The organism is Mesorhizobium shangrilense, assembly GCF_040537815.1.
Classification (GTDB): Bacteria; Pseudomonadota; Alphaproteobacteria; order Rhizobiales; family Rhizobiaceae; genus Mesorhizobium; species Mesorhizobium shangrilense.
The window spans coordinates 118,940-133,259 of sequence record NZ_JBEWSZ010000003.1 but is presented as its reverse complement, the minus strand read 5'-3'; the positions used below and the strand labels follow the sequence as shown (position 1 = coordinate 133,259).

The 14,320-nt window shown below is 60.9% G+C and carries 13 protein-coding genes and 3 pseudogenes; 7 read left to right on the top strand and 9 right to left on the bottom strand.

Annotated elements, in window-relative coordinates; all coding sequences use genetic code 11:
• Positions 1-8: 8 nt before the first annotated feature.
• The 3 genes from ABVQ20_RS29780 to ABVQ20_RS29770 are packed head-to-tail and all read right to left on the bottom strand — an operon-like array spanning position 9 to position 3,402.
• Positions 9-1,940, bottom strand: a complete 1,932-nt coding sequence (locus tag ABVQ20_RS29780) for a helix-hairpin-helix domain-containing protein (RefSeq protein WP_354463275.1) — start codon at positions 1,938-1,940, stop codon at positions 9-11.
• The gene (locus tag ABVQ20_RS29775; RefSeq protein WP_354463274.1) at positions 1,937-2,734 is read right to left on the bottom strand and encodes a PP2C family serine/threonine-protein phosphatase; all 798 of its coding nucleotides are present in this window, start codon (positions 2,732-2,734) and stop codon (positions 1,937-1,939) included. The genes ABVQ20_RS29780 and ABVQ20_RS29775 overlap by 4 nt, the downstream gene beginning before the upstream one ends.
• Positions 2,734-3,402: a vWA domain-containing protein gene (locus ABVQ20_RS29770; RefSeq protein WP_354463273.1), complete on the bottom strand. Its 669-nt coding sequence runs from the start codon at positions 3,400-3,402 to the stop codon at positions 2,734-2,736. Before ABVQ20_RS29770 ends, ABVQ20_RS29775 begins: the two co-directional genes overlap by 1 nt.
• 526 nt (positions 3,403-3,928) lie before the next feature.
• On the opposite strand from ABVQ20_RS29770, the gene ABVQ20_RS29765 reads away from it, so the two are divergent.
• On the top strand, positions 3,929-4,243 hold the full coding sequence (locus ABVQ20_RS29765) for a hypothetical protein (RefSeq protein ID WP_354463272.1): 315 nt from the start codon (positions 3,929-3,931) through the stop codon (positions 4,241-4,243).
• Here the strand turns inward: ABVQ20_RS29765 and ABVQ20_RS29760 are convergent.
• Both ABVQ20_RS29760 and ABVQ20_RS29755 read right to left on the bottom strand, forming a co-directional pair.
• Positions 4,231-4,767 (bottom strand): SH3 domain-containing protein, encoded by a 537-nt coding sequence (locus tag ABVQ20_RS29760; RefSeq protein WP_354463463.1) that lies wholly within the window; start codon positions 4,765-4,767, stop codon positions 4,231-4,233. The two genes, ABVQ20_RS29765 and ABVQ20_RS29760, sit on opposite strands and share 13 nt — an antisense overlap.
• A gap of 108 nt (positions 4,768-4,875) precedes the next feature.
• Positions 4,876-5,034: pseudogene (locus ABVQ20_RS29755) on the bottom strand (DUF4236 domain-containing protein); the annotation flags it as partial.
• Between the two features lie 186 nt (positions 5,035-5,220).
• On the opposite strand from ABVQ20_RS29755, the gene ABVQ20_RS29750 reads away from it, so the two are divergent.
• Positions 5,221-6,858: a patatin-like phospholipase family protein gene (locus ABVQ20_RS29750; protein ID WP_354463271.1), complete on the top strand. Its 1,638-nt coding sequence runs from the start codon at positions 5,221-5,223 to the stop codon at positions 6,856-6,858.
• A gap of 166 nt (positions 6,859-7,024) precedes the next feature.
• Here the strand turns inward: ABVQ20_RS29750 and scpB are convergent.
• A pseudogene (scpB, locus tag ABVQ20_RS29745) lies at positions 7,025-7,704 on the bottom strand (SMC-Scp complex subunit ScpB).
• A 2-nt stretch (positions 7,705-7,706) separates the two neighbouring features.
• A complete protein-coding gene (locus ABVQ20_RS29740; RefSeq protein WP_354463270.1) occupies positions 7,707-8,660 on the bottom strand; it encodes a DUF1403 family protein in 954 nt (317 codons plus the stop codon).
• A gap of 168 nt (positions 8,661-8,828) precedes the next feature.
• On the opposite strand from ABVQ20_RS29740, the gene ABVQ20_RS29735 reads away from it, so the two are divergent.
• From ABVQ20_RS29735 to ABVQ20_RS29725, 3 genes are read left to right on the top strand one after another with little or no spacing between them, the layout of a single operon-like run.
• Positions 8,829-9,086, top strand: a complete 258-nt coding sequence (locus ABVQ20_RS29735) for a type II toxin-antitoxin system VapB family antitoxin (protein ID WP_354463269.1) — start codon at positions 8,829-8,831, stop codon at positions 9,084-9,086.
• A complete protein-coding gene (locus ABVQ20_RS29730) occupies positions 9,086-9,472 on the top strand; it encodes a type II toxin-antitoxin system VapC family toxin (protein ID WP_354463462.1) in 387 nt (128 codons plus the stop codon). Before ABVQ20_RS29735 ends, ABVQ20_RS29730 begins: the two co-directional genes overlap by 1 nt.
• On the top strand, positions 9,469-10,581 hold the full coding sequence (locus ABVQ20_RS29725) for a site-specific integrase (RefSeq protein ID WP_354463268.1): 1,113 nt from the start codon (positions 9,469-9,471) through the stop codon (positions 10,579-10,581). Before ABVQ20_RS29730 ends, ABVQ20_RS29725 begins: the two co-directional genes overlap by 4 nt.
• Positions 10,582-10,624: 43 nt before the next feature.
• Here the strand turns inward: ABVQ20_RS29725 and ABVQ20_RS29720 are convergent, their stop codons facing one another.
• The gene (locus ABVQ20_RS29720) at positions 10,625-11,143 is read right to left on the bottom strand and encodes an RES family NAD+ phosphorylase (RefSeq protein ID WP_354463267.1); all 519 of its coding nucleotides are present in this window, start codon (positions 11,141-11,143) and stop codon (positions 10,625-10,627) included.
• The gene (locus ABVQ20_RS29715) at positions 11,140-11,475 is read right to left on the bottom strand and encodes an antitoxin Xre/MbcA/ParS toxin-binding domain-containing protein (RefSeq protein WP_354463461.1); all 336 of its coding nucleotides are present in this window, start codon (positions 11,473-11,475) and stop codon (positions 11,140-11,142) included. The genes ABVQ20_RS29720 and ABVQ20_RS29715 overlap by 4 nt, the downstream gene beginning before the upstream one ends.
• Positions 11,476-11,899: 424 nt before the next feature.
• On the opposite strand from ABVQ20_RS29715, the pseudogene ABVQ20_RS29710 reads away from it, so the two are divergent.
• Positions 11,900-12,927, top strand: a pseudogene (locus tag ABVQ20_RS29710) (site-specific integrase).
• Positions 12,928-13,039: 112 nt separating this feature from the next.
• Positions 13,040-14,149, top strand: coding sequence for a protein adenylyltransferase Fic (gene fic / locus ABVQ20_RS29705; protein ID WP_435528449.1), 1,110 nt, complete (start codon positions 13,040-13,042; stop codon positions 14,147-14,149).
• Positions 14,150-14,320 lie beyond the last annotated feature (171 nt).

The following is a 14,320-nucleotide window of genomic DNA, read 5'->3' as shown; positions in this document are numbered from 1 at the left end:
GAGTGCTTCTAGGTTGATGCCACTGCTGCGTTCGCGGCGGTCTGATCAGCGGCCAGGCGCAGCCGCTCCATGTCGGCAAGGGTTTGCTCCCGGACTGCCATGACCTGAATCTTAATCTGTTTTAGATGCTCCAGTCCGGTAACCAAGGCGCCTTGGAGCCGCTTTCGATCCGCCAGTATGGCTTGATCGATTTGCGCAATATCGTGCGGGTCAATCGCCTTCTTGGGATCGAAGACGAACCGGCGTTCTAGGCCCGTGCGCCAGCTAACCACTTTATGGGAGGTCTTGGGGCCAAAGCCTGGAACGTTCATCAGTTTGTTCCACTCGACATCGAGGGCTGTTTCAATCCCGTATGACTCTAAGATCTGCTTCTTGCCTTGGCCGACACCTTCGATCTTGGCGTGGGCAATCTCGAAACCATCCAGGTACCGGTCGAGTTGGACCTTCCGCTGGTTGCGCTCAAGCTCGGACAGCTTCGCCGTTCGCTTTGATGGCAGGCTGTCCCATTCCTGCCGCAGTGCGGCGATCTGCGCTTTTTGCTTTTCGAACGCTCCCGCGCCTGCCCGTTCGAGCCACGTCGCGTGAGCTTTGTCCCACTGCGCTGCGGCTTCCGTAGCCAGGCGCCGGAACTCGGCAGCTTCCTTGTCCTTGCCCAAAGCACCTTTCAGAATGAGGAACAACCCCACGGCTCCGCCGAAGAACCAAATCTGGCCCCCGAGGGCTATTCCGATCACCACCATCACAGCGGCGGCAATCCCAGCGATCAGCTTAGCCTTGGTAGCGTGGCCCTTCAGTTTCTCGGCCTCGGGAGACGCTGAAACCGCCTTATGCGCGATAGTCGGTGCCTGGCCCTGGTGGGTAACGGCATCCACCTGACGCTGAAAGTTGACGATGTCAAACAGCGTGCCGCCGCCGGCCGGTAGGACCGTCGAAAACAGCGGTACCCCTGTCGAGCCCTCCATCTTGCACCAAGGGCAAAGTGAGCCGCCCAGCGACCAGTGACTTGAGTTTGCTGAACACTGCTTGAGGTTGGCCTCGAACTCTGTGAGAGCGGCAATCCAGTCGCGCGCTAGAGGCCGCCCGGCGCTTGTCCCCTGTTTCGAAAATGCGCGTTCGAACATTCCAGCAAGCCGGGGGCCAACCACCGACAGTTCGGGAGTGCTTGGTGGCCGTGACATCCCTACGGCTGCAGCGTTCATTCCGTATGGAAACCGGTACTGCTCGATCGCTTTCGGGATCGGCATGTCTTCCGGCCCGGAATAACGACCAGCGAATGGATGCCTGCCCATGAAAAGCAGCAGGAAGGTCAGAACGGCCAACCCAAAATTGTCGTGGTTTGGGGTTCTCACGATGCCGGCGAACGGCCTATTCTGGAGTTCGGGCGGCGTGAACGTCTCGATTCCGACCTCACAAAGATACTGCTGGCCGAGGTAGGAGACCTGGAAGCTATCGCAATCGATCAGGCGCACGGTCGCGTCCTGAGCAACCAGGATGCCGCCGTGATTGACGTCGCCGATCACGCACGCGTTGTCGTGCACTGCGGCGAAGGCTCGCGCTGTATTGGCGGCGGCCCGCGCCAGGAAGCGCCAGTCAACCCGCTGAAAGTCGGTGCGCCGGCTTTTTGGGCTGTAGAGCTGGTGGATGCTTTTGCGACCGCTGATCTTGGGCATGATCAGGCCGATCGGTTTACGATCCTTCGCGCAAATAAGCCCCGACGGCCAAGCCGTCAGCTTCTCCAGCATATCGGTCTTGATGTTGGCCATTGCACGGATCTTGTCGATCCGTTGCTGGTCGAGCGGCTTGTGATACACCTTCGCAACGTGGTTCTGATGGACGGCCAGGTCATAGACGGCGCCTTCACCACCCTGGCCCACCAGCGCGCCGAGCTTGATGACCTCGCCACACAGCGTGAAGACCTCTAATGGCTTCGGCGTCGTCATTGGGGCACCGGCGCCGGTTGGGATGTCGACCGGCTCGCCAGGATCAAAGACTTGTCATCGTCCGTGCGCTCGCAGATCCGCGGCGAGGACAGATAGGCCTTTAGGCCGCTGGACAACTCTGGGTCTTCGCCGGGCGAGCATGAATTTCTGACTGCCGGGAACATAGCGTCGAAAAACGGCTGGTGGACACTGCGTGAGGCTTGGTGCAACACGAGGTTCTCGATGCCGTCCGAGAAAAGCGCCACCTCGTCGATGCGCCGCGGCGCGAATTCAAACTCCAGCAGGTCGGCGAGGCCAGGCGAAGTTACGAAGTTGGTGGTGTTGGCGTAGGCGCCGTGCTGTGGCCAGAAAACATAGGACCATCCGTCTTCCTGGCCATGAGACACCACCATCGCCCCGTCCCCGATCTGCAGGAACACGGCGCTGTCCGGTCCGAGGATCGCGGCGAGTAGCGTGCAGGCATAGTCTCTCGCAGAATGGTCGAGGCCATCGGCGTGGGCGGAGATGCGCTCCGCAATGTCGGTCACCCAGCCGAGAACCTTGTCCCGGTTGATCTGGCTTACGGTCCCCTGCTCCGCGAAATGCACGAAGACCAGCTCCAGCAGGGTCTGACTGGCAAGCCAGGACCCGACCTCAGAATACGCGGCGCTGCCAGCACCGTCGCACACGACAGCCGTCAGAACCTGGCCTTCGGGGCCATCCAGCAAAGAATGGACGGCATTGTCCTGGCAGGGCTTACCGACGGAGATATGCGAGGTGCCGATTGCGCTCGCCGACGCAATCCGCCACGACATCAAACCTCCGCCCAGCCCGCCGGCGACTGCAGCGCGACCGTCTGGCCGACTTGCGACTGGGACACGCCCGAGAGAGAGGCGGAGAGCCAGGAAAACAGTTCCCGGAACTTGAGCCCATCCAGCTTCAAGGGTTGCCGGGTCGATAGTTTCGCAAGGATGTCCATGTTGGCACCTTCGACGCCGACGGCGAAGAATGAAAAGGCCTTTGCCGCCTCACCCGCCTTGATCGCCTGTTCGGCGGCCACCACGCTATCGGTCGGCGCGCCGTCCGTGATCAGAAACACCCAAGGCCGATAGTACGAGATGCCGTTTGCCTTGTATTCATCCTTGCGGCGCCGAAGCATTTCCAAGCCATGCTCGATTGCTGCACCCATAGGCGTATCGCCCGTGGTCGACAGCCTCGTCGGCGTGAAAAGGTCAGCGGTCTGGAATTCAGCAACTGTGTTCACTGGTCCGAACGTCACGATCGCCACTTCAACGCGCTTCATTGCTAGGCTGTCAGTCGCCAGCTCGTCCTTGAATGCAACGAGCCCCTGGTTGAGCGCCTCGATGGGCCGACCCTGCATGGAACCGGAAGTGTCAAGCAACAGCAGGCAAGGACACCGTGGCTCCGGATTGTCGGCGAACTCGGCAGCCCCGAACGGGACCTGATCGAATGGATTAGACACTATTTACCCCCCTTAACTCAGACACGCCAGACCAATGGGCGGGCAATCCCGCCCTGGCCACGTCTCGCCGTTGCGCAAAGGGAATGATCGGCGCGGCTCCCCGCACCCATATCCCCCCGCTTTGATCGCCCAACTCACTTCTATAGAGTCGCTGTTTCTGCTGTCAAATCACTTGCCGATACGAATCCCTGGACCGATTCGACTTTCCTCCATTGATCTGCTCTGTATTGCCTTGGAGAGGGCTATGGGGCGCCAAGAAAAGATTGGCTGGGCGATTGCCTTGGTTTGCGCGGTGGGCTGGTGGCTGTCCCCAGCCAAGCTTTCGACAAAGCCGTCGTCCTCACCTGGTACGACCCTCTCGCCGACACAAACGCCACGATCGGTTCCCACACAGCCGTCGAATACGTCCATCGCCTACAAGTCTCCGGACATAAATCGCCCGAAGGTCCAGTGGCTCTACACCACCGCAAAGGTTCGCGTCCGCGGAGCGCCTGATCCCTCCGCGCCAGTGCTGGAGACGCTCGGCGTGGGCGAGCTGATTCAGACCAACAATTGGGACAATGGCTGGTACAATGTCACTGTTTCCGCCAAGGCTGGCTGGATCCAGGAAGGCTATCTAACCGCCGTCACGCCGGTGTCATTGCCGTCAAACCCATCCGTTAGCCAGCCCTCGCAATCCGCCCAGAGGATCAAGCCCAGAAGTGTGAGGGGCGATCCGGTGCGAGATCCTTATGCAGGCAAGTGTGACTGCCCCTACGACCTCATGGCTGACGGCAGCCTGTGCGGTGGGCGCAGTGCCTACAGCCGCTCCGGCGATGGTTCTGGTTGTTACTGGGAATAGGCTGTGGCAGGGGGTACCTCTGGCGCGCCATCAAGCAGTGTCTGGTTGATCCAGCCCAGAACATCGTCGCCTCGGCGCACTTTTGCCCAATGTCCGCTGATCTCGACGACGCTCAATGACGTTCCCGCGGGCAACTGGACCAAAACAGCACCAGAAAGTGAGGGCGCCGACCGAACATTGGCGGTTTTCAGCACAACGACATTCGGCTCCGCCGACACCGAAGCGCTCGAGACTGAAGGCCCGACGCCGACAGACGGCGCGGCTTCCTGAATGGGGTCAGGCTGAGCGGCTGCCGGCGTTTCAATTGCTACCGACACGGTAGGATTCGTCGTGGTCTCCGGCTGATCCTGCTTCGTCGTGTTTGTCGCGGTGATAGGCGCGTTCGAGCTTGACGTTGGTCGCATCTCTGTTGCTGTCGTTGGCACCTGAAGGGCGACAATCTTACTATCGGCTGATCCGCTTTCTGGATGCCCTCCGGACACGAACAGGACGACTGCTCCAAGTCCGATGAGCAGCAGAGTCACTTGGGCGGTCCGGCTGCCGCGGGCGGCATGATAGAACAGTACAAAGAGCGCTGCGAAAATGAGACCCGGAAGCAAAGAGGACTTGCCCCCTCCCGAGGAGTACGAAAATCCAGAACCTGGTATCCCGACCGTGCTACGCGTACCCCGGCGGCCCATGTTCAGCGTGGCCCCGGGTTTGCCGAATGAGGCGCTGCTCAAGCCTTTGCCTGTGACGTTCAGGCGAACGCCCGGCACAAGCCGCACCGACTTTCGATAGCGAAACCCCACAAGCGTCCCCACGCCGGCTTTGACGGAGCAAGACTAGCAAGTGCTTGAGGCGGCCTCAAGCACTTCTGCAGAACGAAAGAAGATGAGGCCAATCGTTAGACATTGCTTTGTCAATGCTGCAGGCGCAAAGTCATTCAAAACCAACGGTTCCAAGAACAGCTGTCCGCAATCTTCGTGGGGTAAGCGATGACAGTGAGCAAATCGGTTCGGCGCGGACTGGTGATCGAGGGGGGTGGTGCAAAGGGTGCCTTCGCCCTCGGTTGTATGAAGGCCTTCCAAGACCGAGAGATCGAATTCTCCGCTGTTGCGGGGACCTCGGCCGGAGGGCTGTGCGCCATCATCTGGTCGACCGGAAAGGTCGAAGAGGGGATCAAGGCCTGGAAGGAGATCGACCACAGCGGCTTTTTTGGACGTTCGCCGGATGGTTGCTTGCGTCGTCTGATCAAGGTCGCTTGCGTCGCGGGCAAACTCTTCGTCAGCTATGTAAAAAATGTTGATCCAGAGGGGCGACCGCAAATTGGACGCGACGTCGTGTTCTCGCTCGGAGTCGGATTGCTAGCCTGGTTCTTGTACATTGACGTGCTTCCCTTCTGGGGAAAGCTGATTTCAGTTCTGTGCATTCCTATCGTTGCGCTCTGCGCCTTTGCGAATGAACTGCCCGTTGTAGGCTGGGACAACCGCACAAGACAGCTCATTGTTGACGGCATCGTCCTTCTGGCCACCACAAGGCTGCTTGTCGCGGTGGCTTGGCTGGTTCTGACATTTGCCGGCCTGGTCACGCGCGAGATCCGGATCGGACTCAATGAGCTGCTGGTGTGCGGCGCCATCCTGGCGGTGATGCGCCTGCCTGTCCGGATCGAGACGACCCTGATGGAAGGAAAGCTTCTCTACACACAGGTTGCTCGCTTCCTCCAGTCGGATCTGCGGATCCCGACTTACGTGACGGTCGCGCGGGAATTTCCACCAAATTCCCCGCACTTTGCATTGCCCACGCCCGGAGTGTTCAAAGCTCATTACGCTGCGTTGCACGCAGCGCCAGCCAATCTTAAGGCGCAATTCGGCTATGCCAGCGCTGCATTGCCATTCGGGATTTTCAGCCACGCGGTTATCGACAACAAGACGTACGTCGATGGCGGCGTTGCGGATAACACGCCAGTCTTTCCGATGGTTCCCCATGAGATTGATGAATTGTGGCTCATCCGCTTGCGGCCAGGACCGTTCGACGTGCAGGAACATACTCGAAACGTCCTGATCCAGACTTTGTTCGCCGACGGTCCGAGAATGCCACAAGCACCGGAGGTTCTGAATGCATGGCTCAGCCGGGTTAAGATCGTTGTGTTCGCTCCGCGCGTTTCACTGGGCGGTCTCTTGACAGGAACACTGAATTTCAACCAGCGCCGAACGGAAGCCCTGTTGCGTCACGGTTATCGTGTGGCCAAGGCGGAACTCCGCCTATACGACATACAAGCTGCGGCCAAGCCGCGGGTGTATCGGCCTCGCCTCGCGCCGCTCGCCCGCTGGCGCCTTTTCCGACGCGCGCTTCCGCCCTGCAGCATGTTACGTCTGTTTGCGCGCGGCGACGCAAACAGCGAGTCTCTCCGCGACTTTCATGTCCCGGCCGGGGTTCGCCCCCCACCCGGCGAAGAGGCCACGCCGGCGTGGCTGTTTTCTGTGATCATCGTTTGGATGTTCTTCATCAGCGACGCATTGGCCTCAGAGCATCCATGGAAGCGGGCCATTTGGGGAACCCTATTGGCGTGTTTTATGTTTGTCCTGCCGAATTTCTGGTCAAGATTAAAGCGCAATCTGGGTATCGCGGCCTGATCAGGCCGACGTTGAACCCACGCGGGAGCGGCGGCCTCAAATTCTATGGGCCTGCCCCAGGTTGCTAGAGCGCGCGCAATGGCAGCACCGGCGAAGCGGAAACCAAGCCGGCTTGGGGTCCGCCTCCGGCGCGGAGCGCATCGCAAAGCCTCTTCGCGCCCCATCTTTACTCAACCTGTTCGTCATCCCGATCGGCAAACTCGGGCATGATGTCGCCGGCCAGCAGTTTCTCCTTCGACAGCAGCCCTGCGTCCTCGAGCCCCTCGAAATCCGGCAGCTGGCGCAGCGTGTCCAGCCCGAACTGCGACAGAAAAGTCTTCGTCGTCACATAGGTGTAGGGGGCGCCCGGCTGCGGGCTGCGCGGCCCGAGGCGATCAGCTCCTGTCCCCGTAGCACGCCGATCAGATCGCGCGACACCTCCTTGCCAAAGAAGCTGGACAGTTCGCCACGCGTGATCGGCTGGAAATAGGCAATGCACATCAAGACCAGCGCCTCCGACTGCGACAGTTCTTTTGTCCCCTTCCCGGCCGTGCCAAAGGCGGCGTGAATGATGTCTCCAAAGGCCTTTTTAGTCCGGTGCTGCCAGCCGCCTGCGACCGACACCAAATCATAGGGGCGGCCGGCGAGTTCGGCGCGGATGTCGTCGATGATCAGCTCGAGATTGCAGTTCTTCCCCACCACCCGCGCGAGGACACTACGTGTCACCGGTTCGCTGGCGGCAAAGATCACCGCTTCGACGCGGCCCATCCACTCGCGCCAGCGCAGGTCTGGCGGCAGGTGATCTAGCTCGGTGTCAAGCAGCGTTGGCTGATCGATCGACTTGCGGCGGGCGGACGCTTGGCTCATCGTTATAGCCCAAACAGCCGGAAACTGGTGCGGCCAGACAGCTCTCGCACGGCCTCCAGATGTTGCAGCCGTTCGAACAGCCGACGCGAGCCAAAACGCGACAGGTTGTTGGTCGTCAGCGAGCCGGAGACGGCGTCTTCGTTGAGCAGCAGAAAGATCACGTCGCCGGCGCCCTTGGCGCGCAGCCTTGGCGCCACGGCCAGGAGTTTTTCGGCGCGGCGTGACAGCTCGGCGGCCAGCCGGCAGGCATCGGCCCCCGCCTGAACCAGAGCGACGCAGACCGCGCGCTCAAAACCTTTGTCGCCGGGTCGGAGCCGCTTGCTGCCGCCGGTCTCTGTGCGGAAGGCCGGGCCAAAAGCCCGCGCCATCAGGAGCGGCAGCGGCCGCGGCCAGCGCAGGCTTTGCGCCAGCACCTGGTCGGCCAGCCACCAGGCGAAGAGCTCGGCATCGGGGCTAATGGCGACAATTTGAGTGGCGATCGCCGCGGCGGCGAACGGCGCCGGCCGCCGCGACCCCGTCAGTTTTTCGATCTCCGTGCACACCACAGCGAGCGCCGCGCCGTCCCAATGGAGGCCAAGCTGCTCGACAATCTTTCCGAGCCGATCGGCGCTGGCGGCGGGCGGCTGCACGGCGAGCTGCCGCCATGCGCCATAGATGGCGCCGGCGGGACCGGAGTCGGCGCCGGCCGGGCACAGCTGCCAGGCATCGCGCAAGGCGGCCGCGTCCTCGGCTCGGCCGGCAAGCCGCATGCTGGCAGCGGCGCAGTTGAGCGCCAACCGCTGGCGCCAGGCACCGGCCCAGGCAGGCTGCGCGCGGGCAAGGCTGTCGATTGAAGCCAGTGCGGCGCCTGCGTGGAACGCGGCGTCGGCGTCGCTGGGCGCGCCGCCGGCGAGCGCCCAGGTCGGGACGGTCGGCGGCGCGGCTGGACTGGCGGTCGCGGGATCGAGGCGAATCATTGCTGAAGAGGGTAAAGCGGCCGTGCGCTTTCTGCCATCAATTTCGCATCAAAACGCACAGCCTGTCGCGCGGCTAAAACGAGCGATAATGTTGCATTATCATTCATTATTGACAATCTAGAAATGCTGGGTAGAAACTGCCAGAAAGGTAGACTTTTGGAGCCTGTCGTGTCCCTCAACATCAAAAATCCGGCAACCGTCGCCCTCGCCGACGAGCTCGCACGCCGCCAGGGCATCAGCAAGACTGCGGCCATTCATCAGGCCCTGAGCGAGCGCCTGCATCGCCTGGGTTTCGGTGACACTGCGCAGGAGCGTCTGCTCGCGGAACTGCGCGCGATCCGGGAGAGACTGGCGCGGTTGCCCGATCTGGATAATCGCACGAACGAGGAGATCATCGGTTACGACGAACACGGAATTCCCAACTGATTGTGATCGACACCTCAGCCATGGTGGCGATCCTGTGCAGTGAGCCCGAGGCAGCAAGGCTTGAAACGGCACTTGTCTCCGATCCAATCCGTCTGGTTGCGGCGACCTGTGTGCTCGAAGCGCGCATGGCGCTGGTCAGCAGGCGCGGCGAACACGCGTTGGCTGAGATCGATCTTTGGCTTCACAAGATCGCGGCCAACATCATTCCCGTTGACTCCGAATTGGTTGATCTGGCCACCCAAGCTTGGCTCTCCTACGGCAAGGGCCATCATCCGGCCGCTTTGAACTTTGCCGATTGCGTCTCCTACGCATTGGCAAAACGCTCGGATGAGCCGCTCCTTTTCATCGGTAATGACTTTTCCAAGACAGATGTCGAGGCAGCATGACGATGGCTGATGACGGTCAGGAATCATCTGCAGGTTCGGGAAACGATAATCTCCCCGACATCATCGACCTGGTCATGGAAATGGGGCGGACACCAGACGAGCCGCAAGACGCCCCTCCCCTGCCCGCGCATCTGGAAAGCCTCGCCGACCGCGCCCGCGACTATGTCGAGGCGGCGAGTTCAATCAACACCGGTCGCGCCTACGCATCCGACTGGAAGCACTTTGCCGCCTGGTGCAGGCGTCAGCATGTTGACCTCCTGCCACCGGATCCGCAGATCGTCGGCCTTTACATCACCGCCTGCGCGTCCGGTAAGGGAACAGGAGACAAGAAACCGAACTCCGTCTCAACGATTGAGCGCCGTCTCTCTTCGCTGACCTGGAATTTTTCGCAGCGTGGCCAGCCGTTGGACAGAAAAGACCGGCATATCGCGACTGTGCTGGCCGGAATTCGCAACAGCCACGCCTCCCCTCCCCGGCAGAAAGAAGCCATTCTCCCGGAAGACCTGATTGCCATGCTCGAGACCCTCGACCGCGGCACGCTGCGCGGCCTGCGCGACCGTGCCATGCTGTTGCTTGGCTTCGCTGGCGGCCTGCGCCGCTCCGAAATCGTCGGCCTCGACGTTGCCAGGGATCAAACCGAGGACGGCCGCGGCTGGATCGAGGTTTTGGACAAAGGTGTTCTCGTCACACTGCGCGGAAAGACCGGTTGGCGTGAGGTCGAGATCGGCCGCGGCTCATCGGATGCTACCTGTCCGGTTGTCGCGATGCAGACCTGGCTCAAACTGGCGAGGATCGGTTACGGCCCCCTGTTCCGGCGTGTCACCGGGCAAGGCAAGGCCATCGGCGCCGAGAGATTGAATGACCAGGAGGTGGCACGGCTGGTCAAGCGCGCCGCACTTGCCGCAGGCATCCGCGGCGACTTGCCAGAAGGCGAACGGAAGGCGAAGTTTGCTGGCCACTCATTGCGCGCCGGCCTTGCCTCGTCGGCCGAGGTCGACGAACGCTATGTGCAAAAGCAACTCGGCCACGCCTCCGCCGAAATGACTCGCCGCTATCAGCGCAGACGCGATCGTTTCCGTGTCAATCTCACCAAGGCGAGTGGACTGTAGGCCAGGAAAGCCCCTGCCCTGCCCGTCGGATGCCGAGAGTGCGTTATCGCCAAGATAGCTGGTCCTTCGGCAACCGGCCGCTCGGGTCGAATACAGTTACCTTGTGCGGGAGACCCGGACCCCAGTCCCAAAGGACCAGGTTGCGATCCTCCATCTCGGCGCTCGGCGCGAAACTTGGGACCACAATGCCGGCAATATTTCGAGGTCGCAGCCGGTCGTAGATGGACCAGGACGCCGGGCGCGCTCCGTCGCTAAGAGCCGTCGCCCAGGCGCAGGCCATGTCCTCGAACACGATAGAAAATTCTCGCCTCGCCTCTTCCGTTGTCAGATCCGCGATGTCGTCGCAGTCGATCTCATAGGAACACAGCACGCAAGGATCGATCCGCTGCGCGAAGCCCTGGTTGGCTTCCTTGATCGCTGTCATCAGGGTCAGCGCCAGATAGAGCGCCGGCACACCTTTGGGATTGAATCGTGCACCTCTAATCGCCGCTCCTTCACCGGAAGTCGGCTTGAATGCCCAACGTGGATCGTGTGCCCGGTAGCAGGTTCTGACGAACCTCACGCAAAACCACCAACGGCCATGTGATCGAGATAATCACGCACCGCAGATGCCTTGCCCTCCTTCACCAGCGCTTCAGCTGTGCGTCCGCCAAATGCTGGAAGCGGCTGAGCCCGATACCAGGCCATCGCCTGCTCCTTGCCGCCCGCCCAATCCGTCACGCGGCTGATGATCTCAAGCATTTCCCGCAGACGCCCCTGTGTCTTAACCGTAGCGCTGCGCTCTGACCGATAGAGGGTCTCGCGAGCAAGACCAGCGGTCTGGGCCAACTGGCCCTTGGACATGCCAAAACCGTCCGCGACCTGCTCGATCGCAATCTTCCCGTTCCGGTCCATATAGGACAAGATGAGAGGTCCATTCTGTTCCGGACTCTTGAGTGCGTGGGCCACAGGGTTTACCTACCATATTGAAAGTCATATTTCTTGTGCAAAAGATATGGCAGTTCTCGACAGCTTTCAAGCCCAGGACCGAACCAATTTAAGCTGCTGCATCCCCTCGAGCGCCCGCGGACCCGGGCCAAATTGCACCACTCCGCCCTAGCACGCACGCGGATCAAGCCGCCCCTGCCCCGCAAATCCCTGCACCCTCACATTTCATCCGGTCATCCTCGCTGTTGCCCCATTGGCTTTGAGCGCCGATCAGAACCTCGAAAACCATGCTCAGGAGAGCTTAGCAGCGTCCCACAGCACGCGAGCAATCGTCGACCCTTTTGCCGCTAGACAGTCGGCCGACGAGTTGCCTGACATCATCGACATCGTCATGGAAATGGGGCGGGCACCCGACGGGCCGAAAAACGCTCCTCCCCTGCCCGCGCATCTGGAAAAGCTGGCCGATCGTGCCCGCGACTATGTCGAAGCGGCGAGTTCAGCCAACACCCGCCGTGCCTACGCATCCGACTGGAAGCATTTCATCGCCTGGTGCAGGCGCCAGCATCTTGATCCCCTTCCCCCGATCCGCGGACCGTCGGGCTCTACATCACAGCCTGCGCTTCCGGCGCGTCCACTGGGGACAGAAAGCCAAACTCGGTGTCGACGATCGAACGCCGACTTTCGTCGCTCACCTGGAATTTTGCCCAACGCGGCCAGCCGCTCGACCGAAAGGACCGTCACATCACCACCGTGCTTGCCGGCATTCGCAACACCCATGCAAAACCGCCGGTGCAGAAGGAAGTGATCTTGCCCGAGGATCTTCTGGCCATGCTGGAAACGCTCGATCGTGGCGGCTTACGCGGTCTGCGCGACCGGGCCATGCTGCTGCTTGGTTTCGCGGGCGGCCTGCGCCGCTCGGAAATCGTTGGCCTCGACGTTGCGAAGGATCAAATCGAGGACGGCTGTGGCTGAATCGAGGTCCTCGAAAAGGGCATGCTCGTTTCCCTTGGCGGCAAGACTGGCTGGCGCGAGGTCGGCCGCGGCTCATCCGATGCTACCTGCCCGGTTATTGCGCTGCAAATCTGGCTTAGACTGGCGCGGATCAGCCACGGCCCTCTGTTTCGACGCGTCACTGGCCACGGCAAGACGGTGGGGCTCGACCGGCTGAATGACCAGGAGGTCGCGCGCCTGGTCAAGCGCGCGGCGCTCGCTGCTGGCGTTCACGGTGACCTGGCCGAAGGCGAGCGCGCGCAAAAATTCTCCGGGCATTCCTTGCGCGCCGGTCTTGCCTCTTCGGCCGAGGTCGACGAGCGCTATGTGCAAAAGCAACTCGGCCACGCCTCAGCGGAGATGACCCGCGGCTATCAGCGCCGGCGCGACCGTTTCCCTGTCAATCTCACCAAGGCATCAGGGCTGTAGGCGGCCGCAAAGCTCTGCTCCAAGCTTGCTCCAATTGCAATACGTCGATAGAAGTCGATTCTGTCGACATGATCTGGCGATATGTCGATGCCAACGACATATCCACCCTGACATGTCGGTCGAAAAAGGAATCATCGACATGACGTTTAAGGCTGACCGGCCCTACAATGACCTCCCTCCCCTGCCCCCAAAGGAGGACGTTGAAACGAAGAGAGTGCTCAAGGCCTGCATTGCGGCGCGCGCAGCCTTAGCAGAGCTTAAGGTATCGGGTCAGCTTATCCCGAACCAGGCAGTCTTGATCAACTCTATTCCGCTCCTCGAAGCCCAAGCAAGTTCCGAAATAGAGAACATCGTCACCACGACGGACCAGTTGTTCCGCTTCGCAAATGAAGCCGGGAATCTCGCTGATGCTGCCACGAAGGAGGCACTGCGCTATCGCACCGCGCTCAATCAGGGATTCCGGACACTGAAGGAGCGCCCCGTGACGACGTCAACCGCCGTTGCGGTGTGCCGCACAATCAAGGGCGTTGAACTCGACATTCGCTCGACGCCCGGCACAGCGCTGATCAACCAGGCGACGGGTGCGGTCGTATACACACCGCCTGAAGGGCAGGATCTCCTGCGCGACAAGCTGGCGAACTGGGAGCGCTACATCCATGAGGCCGAGGACATAGATCCGTTGATCCGCCTCGCCGTGATGCACTATCAATTCGAGGCCATCCATCCATTTGTCGACGGCAATGGCAGAACGGGCCGTGTGCTGAACCTGCTCTATCTAGTTGACAAGGGACTATTGGACATCCCGGTGCTCTATCTAAGCCGCTATATTATCCGGAACAAAGGGGCCTACTACGACCGTCTTCTCGCCGTAACGACAGAGGGCGCCTGGGAAAGTTGGATCCTCTACATGCTCGACGCCGTGACCGAAACAGCTGGTTGGTCAACTGCCCGCATACGTGCCATCCGCGATCTGCTCGACCAGACTGCTGAGCGCTTGCGCCAAAATCTACCAAAGATTTACTCCCGAGAGCTGGCGGAGGTCATCTTCGTCAATCCGTACTGCCGAATTGGCGATCTGGTTTCCTCAGGCATAGCCAAACGGCAGGCGGCATCGGTTTATCTAAAGACCCTTGTCGAGAACGGCCTATTGCAGGAAGTCAAGGCAGGCCGAGAGAACCTCTACATCAATCCGGCCCTGCTGGCGCTTCTCACCGAGCGCTGAAAAGCCCAAAAAATATGTGATGAAGCTCTCTCCTGCCGCCGAACTGAACGTCTGTGTGAGCGGGACACTGAGAGGAGCCCGAACTAATCGCCTTCGTCGGGCAAAACAGGACCGATTGCACAAGAGTGGTCGGTCCTGTCAAGACATGCACACCCGCGTAAGACTGTGGTG

Bases quoted from the DNA above. Each gene is read 5' to 3' on its own strand.
- ABVQ20_RS29780 (WP_354463275.1), bottom strand. From the start codon at position 1,940: ATGACGACGCCGAAGCCATTAGAGGTCTTCACGCTGTGTGGCGAGGTC.
- ABVQ20_RS29715 (WP_354463461.1), bottom strand. From the start codon at position 11,475: ATGGACCGGAACGGGAAGATTGCGATCGAGCAGGTCGCGGACGGTTTT.
- ABVQ20_RS29740 (WP_354463270.1), bottom strand. From the start codon at position 8,660: ATGATTCGCCTCGATCCCGCGACCGCCAGTCCAGCCGCGCCGCCGACC.
- ABVQ20_RS29725 (WP_354463268.1), top strand. From the start codon at position 9,469: ATGACGATGGCTGATGACGGTCAGGAATCATCTGCAGGTTCGGGAAAC.
- fic (WP_435528449.1), top strand. From the start codon at position 13,040: ATGTCGGTCGAAAAAGGAATCATCGACATGACGTTTAAGGCTGACCGG.
- ABVQ20_RS29775 (WP_354463274.1), bottom strand. From the start codon at position 2,734: ATGTCGTGGCGGATTGCGTCGGCGAGCGCAATCGGCACCTCGCATATC.
- ABVQ20_RS29750 (WP_354463271.1), top strand. From the start codon at position 5,221: ATGACAGTGAGCAAATCGGTTCGGCGCGGACTGGTGATCGAGGGGGGT.